Annotated in this window: 21 protein-coding genes and 2 pseudogenes; 11 read left to right on the top strand and 12 right to left on the bottom strand. The window is 71.8% G+C overall.

Annotated elements, in window-relative coordinates; genetic code table 11:
* Positions 1–4: 4 nt before the first annotated feature.
* The 3 genes from adhE to ppdK all read right to left on the bottom strand — a co-directional run bounded on the left by adhE (position 5) and on the right by ppdK (position 6,229).
* Positions 5–2,698: a bifunctional acetaldehyde-CoA/alcohol dehydrogenase gene (adhE, locus tag ASD48_RS24635; protein WP_057603890.1), complete on the bottom strand. Its 2,694-nt coding sequence runs from the start codon at positions 2,696–2,698 to the stop codon at positions 5–7.
* Positions 2,699–2,799: 101 nt separating this feature from the next.
* The gene (locus tag ASD48_RS24630; protein WP_057604337.1) at positions 2,800–3,519 is read right to left on the bottom strand and encodes a CBS domain-containing protein; all 720 of its coding nucleotides are present in this window, start codon (positions 3,517–3,519) and stop codon (positions 2,800–2,802) included.
* Positions 3,520–3,544: 25 nt separating this feature from the next.
* Positions 3,545–6,229 (bottom strand): pyruvate, phosphate dikinase, encoded by a 2,685-nt coding sequence (ppdK, locus tag ASD48_RS24625; protein ID WP_057603889.1) that lies wholly within the window; start codon positions 6,227–6,229, stop codon positions 3,545–3,547.
* 338 nt (positions 6,230–6,567) lie between these two features.
* Between ppdK and ASD48_RS24620 the strand changes: the two genes are divergently transcribed.
* Complete coding sequence (locus tag ASD48_RS24620; protein ID WP_057603888.1) at positions 6,568–8,286, top strand: GAF domain-containing sensor histidine kinase; 1,719 nt, start codon at positions 6,568–6,570, stop codon at positions 8,284–8,286.
* Between the two features lie 46 nt (positions 8,287–8,332).
* On the opposite strand, the gene ASD48_RS24615 is transcribed toward ASD48_RS24620, so the two are convergent.
* Positions 8,333–8,845, bottom strand: coding sequence for an FMN-binding protein (locus tag ASD48_RS24615; protein ID WP_057603887.1), 513 nt, complete (start codon positions 8,843–8,845; stop codon positions 8,333–8,335).
* Between the two features lie 7 nt (positions 8,846–8,852).
* Positions 8,853–10,205, bottom strand: a complete 1,353-nt coding sequence (locus ASD48_RS24610) for a ferric reductase-like transmembrane domain-containing protein (RefSeq protein WP_057604336.1) — start codon at positions 10,203–10,205, stop codon at positions 8,853–8,855.
* 234 nt (positions 10,206–10,439) lie between these two features.
* Here ASD48_RS24610 and ASD48_RS24605 point away from each other — a divergent pair, with 234 nt between their 5' ends.
* Both ASD48_RS24605 and ASD48_RS24600 read left to right on the top strand, forming a co-directional pair.
* Positions 10,440–11,189, top strand: coding sequence for a response regulator transcription factor (locus tag ASD48_RS24605; protein ID WP_057603886.1), 750 nt, complete (start codon positions 10,440–10,442; stop codon positions 11,187–11,189).
* A gap of 131 nt (positions 11,190–11,320) precedes the next feature.
* Positions 11,321–12,769, top strand: coding sequence for a HAMP domain-containing sensor histidine kinase (locus tag ASD48_RS24600; protein ID WP_242432724.1), 1,449 nt, complete (start codon positions 11,321–11,323; stop codon positions 12,767–12,769).
* Between the two features lie 269 nt (positions 12,770–13,038).
* Here ASD48_RS24600 and ASD48_RS44410 read toward each other — a convergent pair whose 3' ends face one another.
* The 4 genes from ASD48_RS44410 to ASD48_RS24585 form a co-directional block, all read right to left on the bottom strand.
* The gene (locus tag ASD48_RS44410) at positions 13,039–13,251 is read right to left on the bottom strand and encodes a hypothetical protein (RefSeq protein WP_157880697.1); all 213 of its coding nucleotides are present in this window, start codon (positions 13,249–13,251) and stop codon (positions 13,039–13,041) included.
* A 33-nt stretch (positions 13,252–13,284) separates the two neighbouring features.
* Positions 13,285–13,557, bottom strand: a complete 273-nt coding sequence (locus ASD48_RS24595) for a hypothetical protein (RefSeq protein WP_057603885.1) — start codon at positions 13,555–13,557, stop codon at positions 13,285–13,287.
* A gap of 276 nt (positions 13,558–13,833) precedes the next feature.
* Complete coding sequence (locus ASD48_RS24590; protein WP_057603884.1) at positions 13,834–14,175, bottom strand: DUF5713 family protein; 342 nt, start codon at positions 14,173–14,175, stop codon at positions 13,834–13,836.
* A 200-nt stretch (positions 14,176–14,375) separates the two neighbouring features.
* Positions 14,376–15,182, bottom strand: a complete 807-nt coding sequence (locus ASD48_RS24585) for a nuclease (protein WP_348983230.1) — start codon at positions 15,180–15,182, stop codon at positions 14,376–14,378.
* A 573-nt stretch (positions 15,183–15,755) separates the two neighbouring features.
* Here ASD48_RS24585 and ASD48_RS24580 point away from each other — a divergent pair.
* The gene (locus ASD48_RS24580) at positions 15,756–16,403 is read left to right on the top strand and encodes a dihydrofolate reductase family protein (protein WP_057604334.1); all 648 of its coding nucleotides are present in this window, start codon (positions 15,756–15,758) and stop codon (positions 16,401–16,403) included.
* Positions 16,404–16,882: 479 nt separating this feature from the next.
* Here ASD48_RS24580 and ASD48_RS45545 read toward each other — a convergent pair whose 3' ends face one another.
* A complete protein-coding gene (locus ASD48_RS45545; RefSeq protein ID WP_242432723.1) occupies positions 16,883–17,437 on the bottom strand; it encodes a hypothetical protein in 555 nt (184 codons plus the stop codon).
* 86 nt (positions 17,438–17,523) lie between these two features.
* Here ASD48_RS45545 and ASD48_RS46040 point away from each other — a divergent pair, with 86 nt between their 5' ends.
* Both ASD48_RS46040 and ASD48_RS46035 read left to right on the top strand, forming a co-directional pair.
* Positions 17,524–17,841 carry a S8 family serine peptidase gene (locus ASD48_RS46040; protein ID WP_348983229.1) on the top strand — a complete coding sequence of 106 codons (318 nt, stop codon included), beginning with the start codon at positions 17,524–17,526 and terminating at the stop codon, positions 17,839–17,841.
* On the top strand, positions 17,751–18,158 hold the full coding sequence (locus ASD48_RS46035) for a helix-turn-helix transcriptional regulator (protein WP_282438289.1): 408 nt from the start codon (positions 17,751–17,753) through the stop codon (positions 18,156–18,158). The genes ASD48_RS46040 and ASD48_RS46035 overlap by 91 nt, the downstream gene beginning before the upstream one ends.
* A gap of 261 nt (positions 18,159–18,419) precedes the next feature.
* Here the strand turns inward: ASD48_RS46035 and ASD48_RS24570 are convergent, their stop codons facing one another.
* Positions 18,420–19,352 carry a Ku protein gene (locus tag ASD48_RS24570; RefSeq protein WP_057603882.1) on the bottom strand — a complete coding sequence of 311 codons (933 nt, stop codon included), beginning with the start codon at positions 19,350–19,352 and terminating at the stop codon, positions 18,420–18,422.
* Between the two features lie 486 nt (positions 19,353–19,838).
* On the opposite strand from ASD48_RS24570, the gene ASD48_RS24565 reads away from it, so the two are divergent.
* A complete protein-coding gene (locus ASD48_RS24565; RefSeq protein ID WP_057603881.1) occupies positions 19,839–20,120 on the top strand; it encodes a hypothetical protein in 282 nt (93 codons plus the stop codon).
* On the opposite strand, the gene ASD48_RS24560 is transcribed toward ASD48_RS24565, so the two are convergent.
* Entirely contained in the window at positions 20,089–20,586 is a 498-nt protein-coding gene (locus ASD48_RS24560) for a hypothetical protein (RefSeq protein ID WP_057603880.1), read from the bottom strand. The genes ASD48_RS24565 and ASD48_RS24560 overlap by 32 nt on opposite strands.
* Here ASD48_RS24560 and ASD48_RS24555 point away from each other — a divergent pair.
* From ASD48_RS24555 to ASD48_RS46205, 4 genes and pseudogenes are all read left to right on the top strand, one after another.
* Positions 20,569–21,099: pseudogene (locus ASD48_RS24555) on the top strand (dehydrogenase); the annotation flags it as partial. The gene ASD48_RS24560 and the pseudogene ASD48_RS24555 overlap by 18 nt on opposite strands.
* 452 nt (positions 21,100–21,551) lie before the next feature.
* A complete protein-coding gene (locus tag ASD48_RS24550) occupies positions 21,552–22,505 on the top strand; it encodes an FHA domain-containing protein (protein ID WP_057603879.1) in 954 nt (317 codons plus the stop codon).
* 14 nt (positions 22,506–22,519) lie between these two features.
* The gene (locus tag ASD48_RS44405; RefSeq protein ID WP_057603878.1) at positions 22,520–22,912 is read left to right on the top strand and encodes a hypothetical protein; all 393 of its coding nucleotides are present in this window, start codon (positions 22,520–22,522) and stop codon (positions 22,910–22,912) included.
* A 295-nt stretch (positions 22,913–23,207) separates the two neighbouring features.
* A pseudogene (locus ASD48_RS46205) lies at positions 23,208–23,511 on the top strand (hypothetical protein); the annotation flags it as partial.

Below are 23,511 nucleotides of genomic sequence, written 5' to 3'. Positions count from 1 at the left end.
GCGGTCAGGCCGTGTCGGCCGGAGCGGTGCCGCCGGTCTGCGTGCCACGGCCGTAGTAGGCGGTCCGCATGAGCTCCCGCATGTCGTCGAGCATCGGCATCCGCGGGTTGGCGGGCGCGCACTGGTCCTCGTAGGCGTTGAGGGCCTGTCGGGGCAGAGCGTCGAGGAAGGCACGCTCGTCGACGCCCAAGGCCCGGAACGTGGGCTCGATGCCCAAGGTGTCCCGGAGCCGTTCCACCGCCGAGGCGAGTGACTCGACGCCCTCGGCCGGGGTGGCGGCGGGCAGGCCGAGGGTGCGGGCGATGTCCTGGAAGCGTTCGGGGGCGCGGTAGCTCTCGTACTTCGGCCAGCCGGTGAGCTTCGTGGGGGCCGTGCCGTTGTAGCGGATGACGTGCGGCAGCAGCACGGCGTTGGTACGGCCGTGCGCGAGGTGGAAGGTGGCGCCCAGGGTGTGGGACATGGCGTGGACGATGCCGAGGAAGGCGTTGCCGAAGGCCATGCCCGCGATGGTGCCGGCGTTGTGCATCTTCTCCTGGGCGTCCGGCCGGGCCGCGCGGTCGTTGACCGCCGCCTCGATGTTGTCGAAGATCAGCCGGATCGCGTGCAGGGCGAGGCCGTCGGTGAAGTCGTTGGCGTAGACGGACACATACGCCTCGATGGCGTGCGTGAGGGCGTCGAAGCCGCTGTCGGCGGCCAGCGCCCGGGGCAGCGCGGTGGTGAGGAGCGGGTCGATGATGGCCACGCTCGGAGTGAGCGCGTAGTCGGCCAGCGGGTACTTCTTGCCGGTGGCCGGGTCCGAGATGACGGCGAACGGAGTGACCTCGGCGCCGGTGCCGGACGTGGTGGGGATGCACACCAGCCGGGCGAACCTGCCCAGGACGGGGAAGCGGAAGGCGCGCTTGCGGATGTCGGAGAACTTGTGCCGCATGTCGGCGAAGTCGACGTCCTTGCCCTCGGCCTGCTGCTCGTACAGCAGCCACATCACCTTGGCGGCGTCCATGGGCGACCCGCCGCCGAGGGCGATGATCGTGTCCGGGCGGAAGTCACCCATGAGGCGGGCGCCGCGCCGCACGGAGTCGATGCTCGGCTCGGGCTCGACGTTGTCGATGACCTGGACGGTGACGGGCTCGCGGCGGCGCCGCAGCACGCGCTCGACCCGGTCGACGAGTCCGAGGCGGGTCATCGTCGCGTCGGTGACGACGGTGACCCGGTGGACGTCCGGCATCGAGGCGAGGTAGCGGATGGACTGCGGCTCGAAGTAGATCTTCGGCGGCACCTTGAACCACTGGAGGTTGTTGCGCCGCACCGAGACGCGCTTGACGTTCAGCAGCTGGGCCGCGGACACGTTGTTGGACACCGACGTGCTGCCCCAGGAGCCGCAGCCCAGCGTCAGCGACGGCAGCAGGCTGTTGTAGATGCCGCCGATCGCGCCCTGCGAGGACGGTGCGTTGACGATGATCCGCACGGTCTTCATGCGCTGTCCGTACGACTCGGCCAGTGCGAGGTCCCGGGTGTGGATGACGGCGGTGTGCCCCTGGCCGTGGAAGGCGACCATGTCGGCGGCCAGGTCGAACCCCCGCTGTGCGGAGTCGGCCCGCAGGACGGCGAGGACCGGGCAGAGCTTCTCGCGGGTGAGCGGCTCGTCGGGGCCGACCCCGGCCACCTCGACCAGGATGACGGAGGTGTCGGCGGGCACGCTGAAACCCGCCTGTTCGGCGATCCACGCCGGGCTCCGCCCGACGGCCGCGGCGTTGACCTTGGGCTCGCACCCCGCGCCCGCGGCGCCGACGGGGAACAGGAAGGTCTCCAGCTTCGCCTTCTCCTCCGCGGTGGCCACATGGGCGTGCAGGGCCCGGAACTCGGCGAGGACCGCGTCGTGGATCTCCGTGTCCAGGATGACCGCCTGTTCGGAGGCGCAGATCATGCCGTTGTCGAACGACTTGGACAGCACCAGGTCGTTGACGGCCCGGCGCACGTCCGCGCTGCGGTGGACGTAGGCGGGGACGTTGCCGGCGCCCACCCCCAGCGCGGGCTTGCCCGCCGAGTAGGCCGCCTTGACCATGGCGTTGCCGCCGGTGGCGAGGATCAGCGCCACGCCCGGGTGGCGCATCAGGGTGCCCGTCGCCTCGACGGACGGCGTCTCGATCCACTGCACACAGTGCTCCGGCGCCCCGGCGGCGACCGCCGCGTCCCGCACGATGCGGGCCGCCTGCGCGCTGCACCGCTGGGCGGAGGGGTGGAAGGCGAACACGACCGGGTTACGGGTCTTCAGCGCCATCAGCGCCTTGAAGATCGTGGTGGAGGTCGGGTTGGTGACGGGTGTGATCGCGCACACCACGCCGACCGGCTCGGCCACCTCGGTCAGGTCCTCCAGGTCGTCGCGGGCGATGACGCCGACGGTCTTCAGCGGGCCCATGCTGTGCGTGACGTACTCGCAGGCGAACATGTTCTTGGCGGCCTTGTCCTCGAAGACGCCGCGCCCGGTCTCCTCCACGGCGAGCCGCGCGAGTTCGGTGTGCTGGTCCAGGGCGGCGACCGAGGCCTTCTTCACGATGTGGTCGACCTGCTCCTGATCGAGCGCTTCGTAGTCGGCCAGCGCCTTGAGCCCGTTCGTCACCAGGCGGTCCACCGCGATGGCGATGTCGGACGGCGCGGCGGCGGGGTCGGCGGCCGAGGTGCGGTCGTGGTGGCGGGTCATGGGGGCGAGCCTCCGTCGTCGTTGGGGCGCCGCACGGGGTGGCGGCCCGGGGCGGGAGCGGCACTCGGGACCGGTGCCGCCTCCACCCGGAGCGTCTCTCGTCAGACGGGTCCCGCCCCAGGTCCCGTCGGTCCCTCCCTGGGGCCGACCGGCCCTGAACCGGGGCGGACGGTCAGCCTGTTGACGACGCCCACCACACCGTCCACCCGGTACGTCAGCCGGATCGCGAGCGGAATGTCGTCGCCGCTGTCCAGGTCGCCCTCCAGGGTGACCATGCCGTCCCGGACCCTGACGGACGCGCCGTGGACCGGCCGGCCCACGGCACGGGCCAGCACCTCGTCACGGACCTCCCGGCGGATCTCGTCGTCCGTGCGCAGGAAGACCCGCAGCAGATCGCGCCGGGTGGCGATGCCGATCAGCCGGTCCTCCTCGTCCACGACCGGGAGCCGTTCGACGCCGTGCCGCTCCATCACCCGCGCGGCATCCGCGACGCGCTGTTCCGGATGCACGGTGACCGCGGGCGTCGACATCAGCTCCTGTGCCGTGACGGCGCCCCCGGTGCCTGCCGAGTCGGCGCGACGGGCGGAGCGGCCGAGCGGCGGCAGCCGGAACCGCCGAGCCCGGGCGGCCGGGGGCCCGGCCGCCTGACGCCTGATCAGATCGGTCTGCGAGATCACTCCGACGACCTTGTCGTCGTCGTCCACGACGGGCAGTCCGCCGATCCGATGCCGGTCCAGCAGCCGTACGACGTCCTTGAACGGCGTCTCCCGGTGTGCCTCGACGACGTCCTGGGTCATCACCTCACCGACGATGCGGGCCATGCCGGCCACCTCCCTCGCTCTCCGCTCACCTGCTGTCGCTCGTTCCCGTCCCGGACAGCGCGGCGCGTCCGGCCTCCAGCCGGGCGACCGGGACCCGGAACGGCGAGCAGGAGACGTAGTCCAGTCCCGCCGCGTGGAAGAAGTGGACGGATCCGGGGTCGCCGCCGTGCTCGCCGCACACGCCGATCTTCAGGTCGGGGCGGGCGGCGCGGCCCTCGTCGACCGCGATGCGGACCAGCCGACCCACCCCGTCGCGGTCGAGGGTCTCGAAGGGGGAGGCGGCGAAGATGCCCTTGTCGAGATAGGCGGAGAAGAACGCCGCCTCGACGTCGTCGCGGGAGAAGCCCCAGGTCGTCTGGGTGAGGTCGTTGGTGCCGAAGGAGAAGAACTCCGCCTCCTCGGCGATCCAGCCGGCCGTGAGCGCGGCCCGGGGCAGCTCGATCATGGTGCCGACCGGGCAGTGCACGGGCACGCCGGACTCCTCGGAGACCTCGGCGAGGACGCGCTCCACCTCCTCGCGTTCGATGCGCAACTCCTCGACGGCGCCGACCAGCGGCACCATGATCTCCGCCCGGGGGGAGCCCCCGGCCCTCGTCCGTGCCACGACCGCCTCGGCGATCGCCCGCACCTGCATGGCGACCAGTCCCGGGACCACCAGGCCCAGCCGCACCCCGCGCAGGCCGAGCATGGGGTTCTCCTCGTGCATACGGCCGACGGCGTCGAGCAGTTCGGTGTCGTGCGGGTCGGGCACCGCGCCCCGGGCCTCGGCGGTGGCGAGGCGGACGGCGAGGTCGGTCCGGTCCGGGAGGAACTCGTGCAGGGGCGGGTCGATGAGCCGGATCGTGACCGGCAGACCGTCCATCGCCTCCAGGATGCCGACGAAGTCCCGGCGCTGGAGCGGCAGCAGCGCGTCCAGGGCCTTCTCGCGCTCGGTCTCGTCGCGGGCCAGGATCATCGCCTCGACCAGCTTGCGGCGCTCGCCGAGGAACATGTGCTCGGTGCGGCACAGACCGACGCCCTGTGCGCCGAACCGCCGGGCGCGGGCCGCGTCCTCGGGGGTGTCGGCGTTCGCCCGCACCTCCAGCCGCCTGGCCCCGTCGGCCCGTTCCATCGCGCGGGCCACGGCCTCGACCAGCCCGGCCGACCGTTCGCCCCGCTCGAAGTAGCGCATCACCGCGGAGTCGACGAGCGGCGCCGCGCCCAGATAGACGGCTCCTCCCGAGCCGTCGACGGACACGACCGTGCCCTCGTCGACGACGGTGTCGCCCACGGTGAAGCGACGCGCGGCGGTGTCCACGGTGATCTCCTCCGCACCGCACACGCACACCGTGCCCATGCCCCGGGCGACCACGGCCGCGTGGCTGGTCTTCCCGCCCCGGCTGGTCAGCACCGCCTGCGCGGCGATCATGCCCGGCAGGTCGTCCGGGGTGGTCTCCTGACGCACCAGGACGACCTTCTCGCCCGCGCCCGCCCGGCGGACCGCTTCGGCCGAGTCGAACACCGCCGCGCCCACGGCCGCGCCCGGTGAGGCGGGCAGTCCGTGCGCGAGCGCCTCGCCGACGGCGGAGGTGTCGAACCGCGGGAACATCAGCCGCGCGAGGCCGTCCCCGTCCACCCGGGCCAGGCCCTCGTCGGCGGTGATCAGCTTCTCGTCGACGAGTTCGGCCGCGATGGCGAACGCGGCCTCCGCGGTGCGCTTGCCGACGCGGGTCTGGAGCATCCACAGCCGGCCCCGCTCGATGGTGAACTCGATGTCGCACAGATCCCGGTAGTGCCTCTCCAAGACCTCCATGTGAGCGCGCAGTTGGCCGTAGGAGACCGGGTCCAGATCCTCCAGCGCGGTCAGCGGCACGGTGTTGCGGATCCCGGCGACGACGTCCTCGCCCTGCGCGTTCGCCAGGTAGTCGCCATACAGGCCGGGGCGCCCGGTGGCCGGGTCGCGGGTGAAGGCGACGCCGCTTCCCGAGTCGGACCCGAGATTGCCGAAGACCATGGTCTGCACGTTGACCGCGGTGCCCAGGTCGTCGGCAATGTGCTCGCGGCGGCGGTACAGCCGGGCGCGCTCGCCGTTCCAGGACTCGAAGACGGCGAGAACCGCCCGACGCAGCTGCTCCGCCGGGGACCGGGGGAAGTCCTCGCCGGTCTCCCGCCGGATCAGGTCCTGGTACGTGCCGACGAGCCCGGCCAGGTCCGCCGCGCTGAGCCCCAGGTCGTTCGTCGCCCCCCGGGACCGCTTGAGCGCGGCCATGGCGTCCTCGAACAGAGAGCCGTCGACACCCATGACGGTGCTGGCGAACATCTGCACCAGGCGGCGGTAGGAGTCCCAGGCGAAGCGTTCGTTCCCGGAGACCTTCGCCAGGCCGAGCACGGACTCGTCGTTCAGGCCGATGTCGAGGATCGTCTCCATCATGCCGGGCATGGAGAAGCGGGCCCCGGAGCGGACGGACAGCAGCAGCGGGTCGTCGGCCTGACCGAGCCGCCGGCCCGCGGACCGCTCCAGCGCGCCGAGGTGCTCGGAGATCTCGCGGGCCAGGGTCTCCGGCTCGGCACCGGTGGCCAGGAAGGCCCGGCAGGCCTCGGTGGTCACGGTGAAGCCGGGGGGCACGGGCAGGCCCAGCCGGGTCATCTCGGCCAGGTTCGCGCCCTTGCCGCCGAGCAGGTCGGCCAGGTCACGGCCGCCCTCTGCGAAGTCGTACACGTAACGCGCCATGACACCGGTCTCCTCGGTCGGGCGGCTGGCTGGATACCTCACCAGCGTCCGGCCGCCGGGACCGGGGACGGCAGGTGCCGTCGGTCCCCTCCACCGGGCCGGTCGGCCCAGGCGGTGTCGCCCCCGGGCACGGCCGTGCCCCGGACGGCCCGGCGCGGCACGAGCCGTGCGACGACGCCCGGTCCGGGCCGGGACCACCGACCGGTCGGGGAGACCCCGAAGCGGAGTCCCGGGCGCGCGCGTCTGGATCTACTACCGCGCGCCCGTGCCGACCACTACCGTGAGCCATGACCGGGCCGGTGGGTGTCCGTGCGGCGAGGGGACCTGGAGGACTACCGGTGGGAAGCCCCGAGGAGGCTCGCGTACGGCTGCCTCAGCTGCGGCTGGACGAGCTGCTGGAGGAACTGCAGGCACGGCTGGACGCGGCCCGTGGCACGCGAGACCGGGTGCACAGCCTGCTGGAGGCGGTGATGTCGGTCGGCCGGGAGCTGGATCTGGAGCAGGCCCTGCACCGGATCGTGGAGGCGGCCGCGGTGCTGGTCGACGCGGAGTACGCGGCGCTGGGCGTGATCGGCCCGGACGGCAGGCGTCTTTCGGCCTTCCACACGGTCGGGGTGAGCGAGGAGCAGATCGCCGCCATCGGCCCGTACCCGGAGGGCCACGGGATCCTGGGGGAGCTGATCCGGCACCCCGAGCCGCTGCGGCTGGCGAAGATCTCCGACCACCCGGCCTCGTACGGCTTCCCGGCGCACCACCCGCCGATGAACACCTTCCTCGGCGTCCCGATCCGGGTGCGCGACCAGGTCTTCGGCAACCTGTACCTGACCGAGAAGCGGGGCGGGGGGCAGTTCGACGAGGAGGACGTCTCGGTCACCCTCACGCTGGCGGTGGCGGCCGGCGTCGCCATCGACAACGCGCGTCTGTACGAGGAGTCCCGGCTGCGGGAACGCTGGCTGCGGGCGAACGCCGAGATCACCCACAGCCTGATGTCCGGGAGCGACCGGGCCGAGGTCCTCGCCCTGATCGCCGAGCGGGCCGGTGAGATCACCGGATCCGCCCTGGCGGCGGTCGCGCTGCCCATGAAGGACACCGCGTCACTTGCCGTGGAGATCGCCGTCGGGGTGGACTCCGAGGCGCACCGGGGACTCGTGCTGCCGATGGACAGGAGCCTGATGGGGCTGGCCTTCGCCGGCGAGGCCCCCGTCACCAGCGAGGACGTCGCCCATGACGAGCGCATCTCGCGGGAACCGCCGCGATTCGGGGGACTCGGCCCCGCTGTCGCCATGCCCATCGGCACGGGCGAGGCGGGCGCGCGAGGCGTCGTGCTGCTGGCGCGCGAAGCCGGTCGGCCGGGGTTCACGGTGACGGAGACCGAGACGCTGCAGAGTTTCGCCGCGCAGGCCGCGGTCGCGATGGAGCTGGCGGAACGCCGCCAGGACGCGGCGGCGGTCGCGGTGCTCATGGACCGTGACCGGATCGCTCGTGATCTGCACGACCTGGCCATCCAGCGGCTCTTCGCCACCGGCATGACGCTCCAGAGCGCCGGCCGCTTCATCGAGCACGAGGAGGCCGCCGAGCGCGTGGTGCGCGCGGTCGACGACCTGGACGAGACGATCAAGATCATCAGGTCGACGATCTTCGGCCTGCGTACCCGCGAGGGCGCGGGGGAAGCCGGCCTGCGCGCGCGTGCCGTACGGGTGGTCGGGGAGGCGGCGCCGGTGCTGGGCTTCGCCCCCAGCGTCCGGATGGAAGGCCTGCTGGACACCGACGTGCCCAAGGAGATCGCCGATCACGTCGTGGCGGTGCTCTCCGAGGCCCTGACCAACATCGCCCGGCACGCCCACGCGGACCGCGCCGACGTACTCCTGGCCACGGACGGACGGGAGATCCGGCTGTCGGTCACGGACAACGGGGTGGGCATCCCCGCCGACGGCCGCCGCAGCGGACTGCGCAACATGGCGGAGCGCGCCGAGCAGCTGGGCGGCCGACTGGAACTGGCGGAGCCCGCGGGCGGCGGCACCGCGCTGGTGTGGCGGGTGCCGGCGTGCAAGGCGTAGGCCACGGGGCGGGCCGGAGGCACGGGCTGCCGGGCACGGGCGGGCGTCAGCCGGCGGCGGCGTCCAGTGCAGACTGGAGCGACTCGCGGTAGCCGTCGCTGGTGTACGTGGCTCCGGAGACGGTGTCGATGTCGGCGCTCTGGGCCGTCAGCGCCTCCCTGGTCAGCTGCGGGATGGCGTACGCGTTGATCTGCTGGTCCCTTGGGTTCTCCTGGGGGTAGGTGACCGCGGTGACGTCGGTGAGCCTGCCGTCCTTGAGCGTGACGCGGACCTGGACGGGGCCCCAGCGGGTCTGGACGGAGTCCCCGGTGAGGGTCCGGGTTCCCGTGGCCGCGGATCCGCTCGACCCGCTCGTTCCGCTCGACCCGCTCGTTCCGCTCGACCCGCTCGTTCCGCTCGACGCGCTCGAACTGCTGGAGGGCGCGGGGGAGGACGCCAGTCCCGCGACGGCCGGCGTCGTGTGCGGCTTCAGCGACAGCAGCAGCACCATCCCGGAGACGGTCGCGGCGCTCGCCAGCACGATGCGGCGCAGCGGACGGTTCTTCTTCAACGTGTGCAAGACGGCCTCACAGCTCGAAGGACTCGTGGTGGATGCGGTGGTCCGGTACCCCCGCGGCGCGCAGTGCCTCGTAAAGGTCCCGCGCGAACCCGTGCGGGCCGCACAGGTACACGTCGTGGGCGTCCAGGTCGGGTACCTCCGCGCGCAGGGTCTCGGCCGTGAGGTCCGGCCGTCGTCCGTGCGGGCCGTTCAGCGCGTACAGCACCTTCGCCCCGCGCCACCGCGCGACGGTCTCCAGCTCGGCGCCCAGCGCCAGGTCCTCGGCCGTGCGGGCACGGTAGAGGAGGGTGACGTCGCCCGGCAGCGTCTCGAACAGGGCCCGCAGCGGGGTGATGCCGACGCCGCCCGCGACGAGCAGGGACTTGTGCGCGCTCTGCCGGTCCGCGGTCAGCGCCCCGTACGGCCCCTCCGCCCACACGCGGGTACCCGGCCGCAGCAGGCCGACGGCGGCACTGTGGTCGCCGAGCGCCTTCACGGTGATGCGCAGCAGGTCGGGGCGCGGCGGCGCCGACAGGGAGTACGGCGTGGACGTCCAGCGCATGCCGTCGGTGAGGAACCGCCAGCGCAGGAACTGCCCCGGCCGCGCGCCCATCTCGTCCAGCCGCCGGCCGCGGACGACGACGGAGTACACGCCCGGCGCCTCCCGGTGCACGGAGTCGACCCGCAGCCGGTGACGCAGGTTGAGCCGTACCGGAGCGAGGATCCGGAACCACACCACCAGGGCCGCGACCCCGAGGTACAGCGTGTACCAGGCGGCCTGCGCGGGCCGGCTGCCGACGAGGTCGGACCCCAGGGCGAGCTGGTGGCCGAAGGCGAGGAAGACCGCGGCGTACGTCAGCAGGTGCGTGTAGAACCAGAACTCGTGGCTGACCCGGTGGCGCACCGCGCGGGCCGAGGTGATCCCGACCGCGAACAGGATGACCGTGCCGGCGGTGGCCTTGAGCATCTCCGGATAGTCCAGGACCACCGTGAGCGTCTCGTCCACGAACGACGAACCGTCCTGGGCGGCGTACCCGAGCAGGATCAGCACGACGTGCGCGACGAGCAGGCAGATCGTGTAGCGGCCCGCCATGGCGTGCCAGCGCGTCACCCGGTCCGTCCCGATGCGCCGTTCCAGGAGCGGGACGCGGGCCATCAGCCCGACGAGGACGGCACAGGCGTACCCGCACAGCAGTCCCGCGATTCGCCCGGCCCCCGTCAGCCAGCCCGCGGCGCCCACGACCGACCCGGTGTCGAGCCACCACAGGGCGATCACGGCGACGGCGCCGCCCCACAGCAGGGCGAGCACCGGTCCGACGGGGGAGCGCCGTGGGGCGGGAGGCGCCGGGGCCACCCTTCGTCGCGCGTAGGCCGTCGTCATCCGCATGTCCCTTCGCCGTCCGTACGACCCCCGTTCCTCGGCCGTCCGGGACGACACTGTGCCGCCGCAACCTCTGAGCCGGCTCTCAGCGCCCGGTGGCCGGGGGCGGTCCCGCCGCAGGTGGGAAGGGCCGCCGAGGCGACCGGCGCCGAGAGGCGCACGGCGCACTCATAGGGAACTCAGAGGTCGAGAAGGCAGCCCCCGTCACGCAGAGACCGCATCCTGGTAGCTGAGATGAACACTCCCCGCCCCCGCGGCTCCGGCCGCCCCGTGCTGACCCGGACCGACGGTGCCCCGCTCCGGGTCCTCGTCGTCGACGACGACCCCGACCTCGCCGAGGTGCTCTCCGGCGCCCTGCGCTACGACGGCTGGGAGGTGCGCACCGCCGGTGACGGCGTCTCGGCCGTCGCCGCGGCACGCGAGCTGCTGCCCGACGCCATCGTCCTCGACGTCATGCTCCCGGACACCGACGGCTTCGCCGTGCTGCGCTCGCTGCGCGCCGTGCGGCCCGACGTCTGTGTGCTCTTCCTGACCGCCAGGGACGCGGTCGAGGACCGCATCGCGGGCATCACGGCGGGCGGCGACGACTACGTGACGAAGCCCTTCAGCCTGGAGGAGGTCGTCGCCCGCCTGCGCGGACTGCTGCGCCGGGCCGGCATGGCCCGGCAGCTGGCGGACGGACCGCGGCTGACCGTCGGCGACCTGGTCATGGACGAGGAGGCCCGCGAGGTCACCCGCGGCGGCGAACTCGTCGAGCTCTCCCCGACGGAGTTCGAGCTGCTGCGCTTCCTCATGCGCAACCCGCGGCGCGTCCTCAGCAAGGCGCAGATCCTCGACCGCGTGTGGTCCTACGACTTCGGCGGGCAGGCCCATGTGGTCGAGCTGTACATCTCCTACCTGCGCAAGAAGGTGGACGCGGGGCGCCCGCCCATGATCCACACGGTGCGGGGCGCCGGATACGTGCTCAAGCCGGTGGCCCGGTGAGGGCGCTGGGGAGAGCGACGGCGGGGCTGCGACAGCGCCCCGCACGACGTCCTCTCCGGCGCGCGGCGGGGCGATGGGCGGCCCGGCTGCCCCGGCCGCACACCTTGCGGGCCAGGCTCACCGCCGGCCTCGTGGTGCTGCTCGCGGTCAGCTGCGCGGCCGTCGGGGTGGCCGCGGTGGTGGAGCTGAACGGCTTCCTCACCGGCCGCCTCGACCAGCAGCTGCACGACGCGGGCGAACGTTTCCCGGCGAGCCTGGAGCACGGCGGGACGCTGCCGTCCGATCACGACGGCGACCAGGACGGGGGCGGCGACAAGGACGGGGACGGCGACACCCGCAGGCAGACCGTCGGCACCTTCGGCGCCCGGCTCGTCGGCGACACGGTCACGAACGCCGCGGTGGTCGGCTCCGGCCCCGGCGCGGGCACGGGCGCGCTGGACGTCACGCTGGGCGCCGCGGACCGCAGGACGCTCGCCGCGGTCCCGGCCGACGGCAGAGGACACACCGTCGAACTCTCCGCGCTCGACGACTACCGCGTGATGGCGGTCCGGGGCAGGGACGGCGATGTCCTGATCACCGGACTGCCCACGGAACCCGTCGAGGCCACCGTCCACCGGCTGGAACTCGTCGCCGCGGTCGTCTTCGGCGCCGCGCTGGCCCTGGCCGGCTTCGCGGGAGCGGTGTGGGTGCGCTGGTCGCTGCGACCGCTCAGCAGAGTGGCCGCGACCGCCACGAAGGTCAGCCGGCTGCCGCTCTCCAGCGGCGAGGTGGGGCTCTGGCCGCGCGCGCCCGAGGCCGACCCGCGCAGCGAGGTCGGACGGGTCGCCGACGCCTTCAACACGATGCTCGGTCACGTCGAGGACGCGCTGACCAAACGGCAGGCGAGCGAGGAGCGGCTGCGCAGTTTCGCCGCCGACGCCAGCCATGAGCTGCGTACGCCCGTCGCGTCGATCCGGGGGCACGCGGAACTGGCGCTGCTGCACCCCGGACCGGTGCCGCCGAAGGTGGCGCGGGCCCTGGAACGCATCGAGGCGGAAGCGGCCCGCATGGGTGAGATGGTCGACGACCTGCTGCTGCTGGCCCGCCTCGACGCGGGCCGTCCCCTGGAGCGCCTTCCCGTCGACCTGACCCGCCTCGTCCTGGACGCCGTCACGGACGCGCAGGCCGCGGGCCCCGGACACCGCTGGACGCTGGAGCTGTCCGAGGAACCGGTGACGGTGACGGGTGACGCCCACCGGCTCCATCAGGTGCTGGCCAACCTGCTGGCCAACGCCCGCCTGCACACACCCGTCGGCAGCACGATCACGATCTCGCTGGAGACCGAGGACGGCACGGCGGTGCTCAAGGTCCACGACGACGGCCCCGGCGTCGCCGCCGACGTCCGCCCCAGGGTCTTCGAGCGCTTCACCCACGGGGACCGCCGCCGCGCGGAGGGCGTGGAGAACGGCACCGGCACCGGCACCGGCCTCGGCCTGTCGATCGTGGCGGCGGTGGCGGAGGCCCACGGCGGCGGTGTCGCCCTCGACAGCGCCCCCGGCTCGACGACCTTCACGGTGCGGATACCCGTCGGCAACGGCTGACCGCAACTCGATCAGCCCTGAAGGCGCTGGATGGGTGCGGCCCGGCGGCGGCTGGGGCAAGGGACACGACCAGGGCGCCGACCACGGCCACCGACGCGCACGTACGTCCCGCCGCCGTCGCCGCGCCGTGGGCCGTCGACGGCGACCCGCAGGCCGCGGGTTGATCTCCACCCCGTCTGACGGTCACTCATCGACGGTTCCCGTTCGGCGCAGTGACCACAAGGATGTTCCGGCCCCTTCTCCTTCGATCGGGCCCGGGCATCCGTGCGTCACGGAGTGTTCTCGACGATCCTCTTGTTCTCGGCATCGACCAGGTGATTCCCGGCGACCAGGTCGTTGATGCCCTCTTCGTCGACCTCCGTTTCGAGCACGGACTGCCCTTCCCCGCTCTGCACAATGACGTTCGCGCCCTCTGTGGGGCGTGAAACCGACACGATTCTCCCCGTGTCGTCGTGGACGATTGAAACCCGCACAGTTGCCATGTCGCTTCGCGCCTTTCAGCCGGTCAGAAATCCTCAGAGGGACTCGACCTGGGCGAGGATGTGAACATTGACAGAGTTGAATGCTGCATTGTTCTGCACGTACACCTTGTAGGCTTTTGTGCCATCGACATGTTCGTATGCCTCGCCCTGCGAGAGCGTCGCTTTCCCCAGAGGAGTGGGGAAGCCTCCGACTCCGTAAACCACGATGCTGTAGTGCACCGAGTCCTGGGCTGTGTAGCCGTGGTTGAACCAACTGCCGGAGCCATTGGGGCCGATGGTCAGCCAGCCAACATCAAGAACCGCCATTTCCTTATTCCCTTCCGGTATGTCTGAGGGTCAGTTTCCATCGTCACTCCGGACGCAGCGGTACGCCACTTGGGTGTATCCCATTCACTAAAGGCTTCGTTGGTCCGCGCCGCCCGTAGTCCGATGGGAACGTCGAACCGAACTCCCGTGGCCTCATCCGCCGGCGGCGACCGTCGCCGAGTCCAGCGATACGGCAGGCTCGCCTCGTCGGACACGAGGCGGCCGCACTGGCCGCAGTCCTGAACGCGTGGCTGCGAACGGCAGTCGGGCCGTTGCTCACCAATCGCGGGTGGCGATCAGCTCCTCCACGTCCGCGTCCGCGAACCCGTAGGCCGACGCGACGAACCAGAAGTCCTCGGCGATCTCCTCGCGCGCCACCGTCTCGATCTCGCTCCCTGCCGCCTCGAACTCCGCCTCCAGCAGGTTGAACTCCTCAGTCGCGGCCTGTGTGAGCACGTACAAGGCCGCCAGATCCGACGGCTGCTCGGCCTCGATCCGCTCGCACAGCCGCAGCAGAATCGCCTTGCCCTGGTCGACGACGTGATCGGGGAAGTACGAGTCCGCGTACAACGGCCGCAGAAACGTCCGCCCCGCTACCTGCTCGTTCGTGATCGGCACAGCCGCCCCCAGCCCCGTAGATGAACCGACGCGCCGATCATGCACCACACCACTGACAAGTGACGCTGCCCATGCGTGCCCGGACAAGCCGCGACCAGCACTTTCGCAACAGGCCCTGATCCCGCCTGCCGTCGCCGGCACCTCCCCGGGTCGCGTCCGCGAGCGGACGGGCTGACGCAGCGTGGGTCGTGGCAGGCCTCTCAGTTCTCGATGAAGACGAGGTCCTCGGGCGGACGGGTCATCCGCACCTTGCTGTCGATGACGTCGACGACTTCGTTGAGGCCTGTGGTGGGGTGGCTGGTGGAGATGATCCAGAACTCGTCCGCGGCCTGGTCGAGGAAGGCCGGGAAACCGGTCAGGTCCGGGGCGTCCGGGTCGCCCAGGTACAGGTAGTCCACCAGTCGCCGGAACAGCTTGGGCAGGATCACGACGTCGTCCTGGAGGGAGTCGATGCCGGTGACGGTCGCGCCGTCCAGCGTGTCGTCGTCCTTCCACAGGCCCTTCCTGGGTACGGCCTCCTGCGCCAGGCGCACCGCGGCGGTCAACTCGTCGCGCAGGTCGGGGAAGAGGTTCGTGTAGTACGTCGGGTAGGCCAGGCCCTCCGCGAGCGCGTGGTGATTGAACGTGGTGCGCAGCAGCGCCTCGTCGACGTGGATCTGCGTGCCGCTGGTGCCCGGGGGCGTGCCCTTGCCGACGAGGGCGATGCAGCGCTTGTCGCGGGCCGCACCGCGGGTGAGGATCCAGCCGGGCCGGGTCGTGGGAGTGGCCGCGGTGACGGTCTCGTCCTCCGAGCGCTCTACGGTGGTGAAGCCGAGCCAGTTCGTGAGCTCGTTGCGGGCGGCACGGCCGTGGAGCCACGGCTGGTGCACCTCGGGGTTGCCGTTGCGCGTGTAGTGGGTCTCCAGCGTGTCGATGGCGTCCAGCCGCAGCTTGGCCTTGCCTGCTCCGTTGTGCTCGACCTTGTGGGGGCCGGGGACGAGGTTCCACTCCTCCTTCTTGTCCGGCATGAAGTGAATGGTGTCTCCATCCGACCGGCCTCCGATGAGGTGGTACGAACCCTTGATCAGCAACATGGGCATGACGATGCGGCTCCCTCGCGACGGGCACGAACACCGAACAGATTCTCACTCAGCGTTACAGGCTAGGGGTGTTTGATACACAGCGGGTGAAACCACGCAGGGTGTTCGCTCGTTAAGGCCCTTGCGGATCCGGGGCCTTCGCTCGGCAACCACCGCCAGGACGGCAGCACCCACCCCACGGGGCCACCGGGGGTCCGCCGACCGGGTGGTGGGCGGCTGCCGGATGGCGCGGTTGGTGAGGATCACCCCGATCCGGCCGTCGAGCAGTTCCGGATCACCTGGGTGCGGGGCTCGGGGACGAGGTCCGCCAAAGCGGCCGCCTGCGCGGGGGAAGGGGTACGGAAGGCGGCGCGCTCGGGCCGGCGACCCAGTCAACGGTCGTGCGGGACACGCCGTGGAAAAACGTGGGTGGCGCTTGTCGATCCCTCCCCGTCCCGTTCGACATCCTGATGGAGGACGCATCGCCCTATGGGGATGCGACAGGACCTGATGAGGGAACTCATGGATCAGCTGCTGCGAGTGCAGAACTTCACGATCTCCAGCGATGGTGTCGCCGCCGGCGAGGACCAGAGCCTGGAGCGGCCTTTCGGCCATCACATCGATCCGGGAAAACTCTTCGCCTGGGCCGGCGCCACGGCGAGCTGGCCCAACCGCACCGAGCCCGGAGGAAGCCGGGGCCTGGACGACTACTTCACCCGGGACTTCAGCCACCATATCGGCGCCGAGATCATGGGCCGCAACAAGTTCGGACCCCAGCGCGGCCCCTGGCACGACCACGAATGGCGCGGCTGGTGGGGTGACGAGCCGCCCTTCCACACGCCGGTGTTCGTCCTGACCCACCACAAGCGTCCGTCCTTCACGCTCGGTGACACCACATTCCACTTCGTGGACGGCGACCCCGCCACCGTCCTCGCGCAGGCGCGACAAGCCGCCCAGGGCATGGACGTCCGGCTCGGCGGCGGCGTGAGCACCGTCCGGCAGTTCCTCGACGCCGACCTCGTCGACACCCTCCATGTGGCCGTCGCGCCGGTGAAACTCGGATCCGGGCTACGCCTGTGGGACTCGCCCGACCAGCTGCTGGACCGGTTCCACATGGAGGTCGTGCCCAGCCCGAGCGGTGTGACGCACCACCTCTTCTGGCGCAGGTGACACAAGAGGCGACGCGGGACCGTCCATACGCCGACGCGAGCGTTCCCGGCGACCACCGGCCGACAGCGTAGCGACTGCGCCGGTGGTGCAACGCGCCCGCACGACGACCTGCTGCGGCAGACGCTCCCAGGCGCCGTCGGCCGGCCCGGGCGGTGGCGTTCACAAAGGGTCTTCCAGGGGCCGTACTTCCCTGGAGGACCCGCCACCGCACGCCGTCCCCAGCCCGTGCAGGATCCCGTCGATTCCCCTGCCGGTGATCCCGCCATCGGCCGCAACGGCCCCTGCTCACCGGCAGAAGCGGCCGCAGCGCTTCCCGCGCGAGTGGGACGGCAGGGTCTGCGTCTACGCGGACCGCCAATTACCTTGGCCGAAGCAGGCATTGGCACTCCTCGGCCACAGGATTCCCTTGAGCCGCTTTCCGCGCAGCGCCCACTCTGATGACTGGCTTCCGCTCACCAGGCCGGAAGTGTCGTCAGTGTTCAGGGGAGGATGCCACCCATGCGAAGACACCACGCCTTCTGGGCCGTGGCAGGAGCGGCCGGACTGCTCGCGGGCGCGATCACGCCCGCCGCGGCCGGTTCCGGATCGCAGGTCACCGCACCGGAATCCACGCCCGTGCGGAGCGGTACCGGTACCGGCACCGGTGCGACGAGTACGCAGACCGTCACCCTCATCACCGGTGACACCGTGTCCCTCAGCGCCGGCCCGGACGGCAGGTACGCCGTCGACGTCCGGCGCGGCAAGGGCCGCGAGACCGCCACCTTCCTGTCCGGCGAGAAGGACGGCGAGGTCAGTGTCCTGCCGTCGGACGCGATCCCGCTCGTGAACGCGGGCCGTCTCGACCCGGCCCTCTTCAACGTCACCCGGCTGGTGAAGCAGGGGTACGCCGACGCGAAGACCGGCGACACCCCGGTGATCGCGACGTACACGAAGGGCGACGCCACCCCCGACGGCGCTCGCCGCATACTCAGGCTGCCCGCGATCGGCGGCGCCTCGCTCAGCGCGAAGAAGTCGACCGCCTTCTGGACGGACATCGCCCCCGCCCTCGGCACCGAACCGACCACGAAGGCCGCACGGCAGCTCGGCGAGGGGATCGGTCGAGGCGTCCCTCGACGTCAGCGTGCCGCAGATCGGCGCGCCGGAGGTGTGGAAGTCGGGCTACGACGGCAACGGCGTCAAGGTGGCCGTCCTGGACACGGGCGTGGACGCCGGTCATCCGGATCTCGCCGGGAAGATCGCCGCGTCGACGAGCTTCGTGCCGGACCAGGCGGTGCAGGACGGCCACGGTCACGGCACCCACTCGGCGACCGCCTGGAGGATCCGAAGGTCCTGTCCCGCGCCTACAGGATGGTCGAACTCGGCGAACAGGCAAGGGTGTTGCCGTCCGTGCCGCTCAAGCTGCTGGTGGTCGACGGATGCCGGGCGCTGCTGCCGCTGACCGCCTCCGCGGCCGGCGGCTACTGTGCCGTCGTGGTGTGGCACTCGGCGGTGACCGAGGCCCTGCAGAAGCTCTTCGAACTGGCCTGGCGGCAGGCTGCGCCGCTGGGTCAGGCGGCCGACGACGGTGGACTCTCCGAGAGCGAGAGGACGTTGATCCGGCTGCTGGCGGCCGGAATGAAGGACGAGACGGTGGCTCGCCATCTGGGCGTGAGTCTGCGGACCCTGCGGCGGCGGGTGAGCGAGCTGCAGGAGCGGCTGGGCGCGGCGAGCAGATTCCAGCTGGGGATGCGGGCTTCCCAACGGGGCTGGGTGTAGCAGCGGTACCGGCCCTGCCCCGGCTGGACCGCCCGCACGCGGGAACGGCCACGCGGGAGTGCTTGCGTGCCCCCGTCCCGCTCGTACGGCACCGTGCCTATGCCGTCGGGTCCGTGGCGCATGCCGAGATCATGTCCGACTGCCGACCGCGGCAGTCGGCTGCTGCCTGCTGCCTGCTGGCTGTCGGCGAGGGCGGTAGGACGCCGTGCACGATGGCGGGAAGAGGCGGGAAGAGGCGGGACGCGGCGGGGAGGGGCGGGGTCAGGCGCTGCGCGGCCGTCGTCCGTGTCCGGTCGTCTTCTTGGCTGCGGCGGTCTTCTTGGCCGGCTGCTTCTTCCCCGCCGTCTTCTTGGCCGCGGTCTTCTTCGCGGCCGTCTTCTTCTTCGGCAGCTCGTGGACGTCGGCGTCCTCGCCGCGGGAGGCCTTCGCCTTGGACACCGATTCCTCGAGCGCGGCCATCAGGTCGAGGACCCGGCCCGGCTTCTCCGGCTCGGGCATCTCGGGCAGCGGCTTCTCCTCCCGCTTGGCTTCGATGATCTTCTCCATGGCCTCGGTGTACGTGTCCTTGAAGTCGTCGCCTTCGAGGTCGTCGCGGGACATCGACTCCATCAGGGCGAGCGCGCCCTCGATCTCCTGCTCGGAGACGTCCACCGGTTCGGGGAGGAGCTCGGAGGGGTCGCGGATCTCGTCGGGCCAGTGCATCGCGTGCAGGACGATCGCGTCGCCGCGGACCCGGAGCATGCCGAGCCGCTCGCGCCCGGACCACGCGTATTTGGCGATGGCCACCTTCGACGAGCGGGCCAGGGCCTCGCGGAGCAGCTTGTAGGGCTTGGCCGCGACCTGGCCGTCGGGGGAGAGGTAGTAGCCCTCGCCGATCCGGATCGGGTCGATGTCGTCCGCGGCGACGAAGGCGTCGATCTCGATCGCCTTCGCTGTCGGCAGCGGCAGGTCGCGCAGTTCCTCGTCGCTGATGGCGACGACCTGGTCCTTGGCGTACTCGTAGCCCTTGCCGATCTCGGTGTTCGACACCTCGCGGTCCTCGAGCTCGCAGATCTTGCGGGTACGGATTCGGCCCATGTCCTCCAGGTGGTACTGGTGGAACTGGATCGAGTGGCTCTCGGTGGCGGACTGCACGCGGCAGGGCACGGTGACCAGGCCGAACGAGATGGCGCCGGACCAGATGGTTCGGGGCATGGCAGACCTCCGCGACAGGCCCCGAGCACTTCGAGCCTACGAGGGGCGCCCGCGGTCCGCACCAGCTGCGCCCGGGCAGTCCGCGTGGTCTCCCCGTGGGGAGCCGGGAGCCGGGAACCGGAGGCGAGGCGGGGTTTCGCCGTCCGCGGTGGGGCGGCAGCGCTAGGGCAAGGGGATCCGCCGGGGGCCGCCAACCGGGTGGTGGGCGGGGGCGGTCGCGGGATCGCCATGCCCTGGAGGTTCGGTTGGCGAGGATCACCAATCCGGCCGTTGAGCAGTTCCGGATTACCTGGGTGCGGGGCTCGGGAACGAGGCCCGTACGAGCGGCCGCCTGCGCGAGGGATACGGGAAGGCGGCGCGCTCCTGAGCCCCCGTGCACGGCGGTGCGTCGGGGGCTCAGTGCGCCGTCGGCCATCACCTCCGCCCCGGCGAGCTCCTGCACACCGTCCGCCGCGCGTCCGCTGCGAAGTCGATGGCTCCACCGAGTTGCTGCTGCCGTCGCCGGTGGAGCCGTCCGAGGACGAGACCCAGGGCGCGCCGGCGCCGGCCCGCGGGCCGCCGGGGCCGTCGTCGGCCTGGCGCGTCGATTTCCGGGTCATCTGCGACGGCAGCCGGGGGCTCGGCGGCGGAGCCATGCCCGTCCCCTCCCTGATCGGCGGCGGCGTGTTCACCGACGAGGAGGCCAGGGCGATCCGCGAGGCGATCGGCGGCGCCAGAATTCGGGAGCCCTTCGCCGTCAGGCCGGACGGCCGAGCGCGCCGGCGATGATCGCTTCGAGCTGCTGCGCCACCTGGTCCAGCGGGTCCATGCTGCGCTTGGCGCGGCACATGGCGATGGCGCCTTCGACGGACGCCACGATCAGGGCCGCAAGGCCCGGCGCCTGGCCGGATTCGGCGCCGTGCGTCCGCAGCGCCTCGGTGAGCAGCCGCTCCCAGTCCTCGAACGCCTCGGCCGCCGCGGCGAGCGCCGGCGGGGTCTCGTCGGTCTGCGGCTCCTCGACGGACACGGCCAGCACGGGGCATCCGGCCCGGAAGTCGCTCTCGACGACGATGCCGCGCCACAGCGACAGGAAGGCCCGCAGCCCGGGGACCGGGCCCGCTTCCAGTTCCTTGCGCAGGACGCGGGCGACCGACCCTCCCGCATGGCGCACGGCCTCGGTGGCCAGCTGCTGCTTGCCCCCGGGGAAGTAGTGATAGGTCGAGCCGAGCGGGGCCTGCGACTGGTCGCCCCGCACCTGAGGAACAAGCCAGGCGCCCGCGTCCTGGTCGTCGCCCGCGGCAGCATCGGCCTGTACGTCTGCGACATCGCCTCCGCCCTAGGCGCCTCCGAGGTGCTGTACGTCGACCCCGACGCGACACACCGCGAGATCGCCCGCGGCTACGGTGCAGCCACCGCCGAGACCCTCGAGCCCGTCCCGCACGGCTTCGACATCGCCGTGGAGGCCACCGGCCGCGTCGACCAGCTCGCCCTGACCATCAAGTGCCTCGCCCCGGAAGGCATCTGTGAGTCCGCCGGCAACCACTTCCGCCCCGGCGAGCTCCCCCTGCTCGACATGTACCTCACCGGCGTCACCCTGCGCATCGCCCGCGACAACGTCCGCGACCACATCCCCCACGCGCTGGCCCTCGCCGCCTCCGGCAAGGTCGCCCCCGAACGAGTCGTCTCCCACGTCCTCGGCTGGGAACAACTCCCCGACGCACTGCCCGAGAAGCACCTCAAGCCCGTCTTCGTCCGCGCCGACACCTGAACCGATCCGGATCCGGATCCCGAGCCCTGCCCGCCACGCCACGCCACACCACGCCACGCCCCGACCGAGACCCCGACATCGGAAGGCGGGTCTTCGGTGATGCCATCCCTCCGGTGGGTCCCTCCGGTGGGTCCCTCCGGTGGTGCCGTCCCTCCGGTAGTGCTCCCGCCGGTGGCCTGTGCGGGTTGGGCGCAGGGCATCCGCCTCGTACCGGTGCTTATCAGTTCCGGCAGAAGGCCCTTCTGATCAGCACCGTTGCGTGTATTTCAATGAGCAAGGCCGAGATGATCCGTGCAAGGAGCAAGTCGGATGAGTTGCCGAGTTCCGGCCGTCCCGGATGCTGTGGCAGGACGGGGCCGATCGGCCTTTACTGGAAGGTGAGGATCAGCGGAACAGGCGACCGAATCAATTCGCCCGACGCCGGATGCTTCGCCAAGGCAGGAGGTCGTGCCATGGACCCGCCTCTGCGAGAGCGCGACCTACCGCACCTCGTGGTCGACCGCCCGGACCGGCTGCGCGGCCGGGTCTTCGTCCTCGACGACCAGCCGATGCTGGTCGGGCGGGACTCCGACTGCCAGATCCAGGTGGGCGATCCGGGCGTCAGCCGACGGCACGCGGTGGTGTGGCGGGCCTCGGGCCGGACCACCGTCGAGGATCTGGCCTCCACCAACGGCACCATGTTGAACGGTCACCCGGTGCTCGGGCAGCAGGTGCTGCACTCGGGCGACGTGCTGGATTTCGGGCCCTTGGAGGTGCATTACGAAGAGCTGCGCCCCGCCGACCGGACCGTTCAGACCCCGAGGCCCGGAGCCGGCCGGACCCCGGCCGGTACCTCGGACACCATGCCGGGCTGGGGCCCCGGCTCTGCGCCCGGGCCCACGCCTCACGGCGCTCCCGCCGCAGGGCCGCCACCCTCCGGGCCGCCGGGCCGCCCGGTACCGCGCGAGGCGGGCCGTACGCCGCCCGGCGGCGAGCGGCGGTTCGACGTCGGGGAGCAGCAGGCCGACTGGCTGAGCAACGTCGCCGGGAACCAGTACAACTACGTTCAGCAGGCGCAGCGCGAGAGCTTCTTCAAGGAGATCGCTGCGACCCGTACCAGGGCGCGACACCTGATCATGCTCGGCTTCCTGCTCTTTCTGGTCGGGGTCGGGATCTACGGCTGGGTGGTCATTCGATTCATTGCCAGGACCAACGACGATATTTCGTCGGGGAGTTCGGACTTCGACTCCTCCCCGGAGCTGCTCGGACCGAAGGTGGCCGGGGTGCCGGTAGGGGCGGTCGGATTCGCGATGGCGGCTATCGGGATGGTTCTGACGGTCATCGGGATCGTTCTGCACATCGTGACGACGTCCCGGCGCCGCCGCTTCGAGGATGCCGAACGGCAGGCGTCCTGGCGGCAGCGGTGAGGAGATGGGGAGCCATGGCCTTCAACATCGGCAACCAGCAGGGCGGCGTGGTCAACAACGTCGCCGGGAACCAGACCGTTGACGGTGGCCAGTCGGCCGTCTTCACGGCGGGCGGGCAGGAGGTGCGCGGCCTGGTCCGGGATCTGAGGGCGTCGATCGAGCGGACGGCGCTGCCGCCGGCAATCGAGCCCGAGGTGCGGGCCGAGCTGGACTCGTTGGACGAGGAGGTCGCCCGGCCGGAGCCGGACCGGGAGGCAGTGGCGGGCCGCCTCGGCCGGATCACCCGGCTGCTGTCCTCGGCGGGTGCGCTGGCCACGGCCGGCACCGCGCTGATCGGGCCGCTCGGAGCGCTCGCGGGCTGGCTCGGCGCACTCGGCGAGCCGATCTTGCGGGCGATCGCAGGCTGACGGGAGAAGGCTGACGGAGAGGGCCTTGACCCAAGGCCGGGTAGTTGGCGTTTCCGTAGGTGACGCAAGTGGGGCTGAAGACCGTGTCCCGGTCGCCGATTGCGCAGGACCGGGGCGCTGGACGGCGGCCGTGCCCAGCCGGCCCTCCCGCGCAGTGGGCAGGGGAGTGGCCGGACACACGTCTCCAGGCTCTGCGCATGCTCTGCGCCACGCTGTGACCCGTGTGGTCGGGCCTGTCGCCGGAGGCGCTGGAGGCGGCAAGCGCCCGCCGGCAAGCGAGTCCCGGCCGGGGTGGGCTGGCGTGCGCGGCCTTCCGGCGCCGGCCCGGCGGAAGGCGGGCGTCAAGCCGCTGCCGCGCGAGGTGGACGACAAGCTCGTGCCGCTCTTGTGGCGCGAGGCGGTCTCCGCCCATCCTGAACTGCCGCAGGGCGCGGAGGACCGGGACGCGTACGTGGTGTGCATGCTGGAGCCGTCGCACCGGGACCCGACGTGACGGACGCACGGCCGGTCCGACCCGCGGCCCGCTTGTTGGAGGGCCCCCGAGTGGGACGCCGTGTGCGGGGGACGGCCTGGCGGCCCTGAGCGTGGACCTGCCTGTA

The sequence above is a fragment of the Streptomyces sp. Root1310 genome (genome assembly GCF_001426425.1).
GTDB lineage: Bacteria > Actinomycetota > Actinomycetes > Streptomycetales > Streptomycetaceae > Streptomyces.
This window is presented reverse-complemented; position numbering and strand designations above follow the sequence as displayed.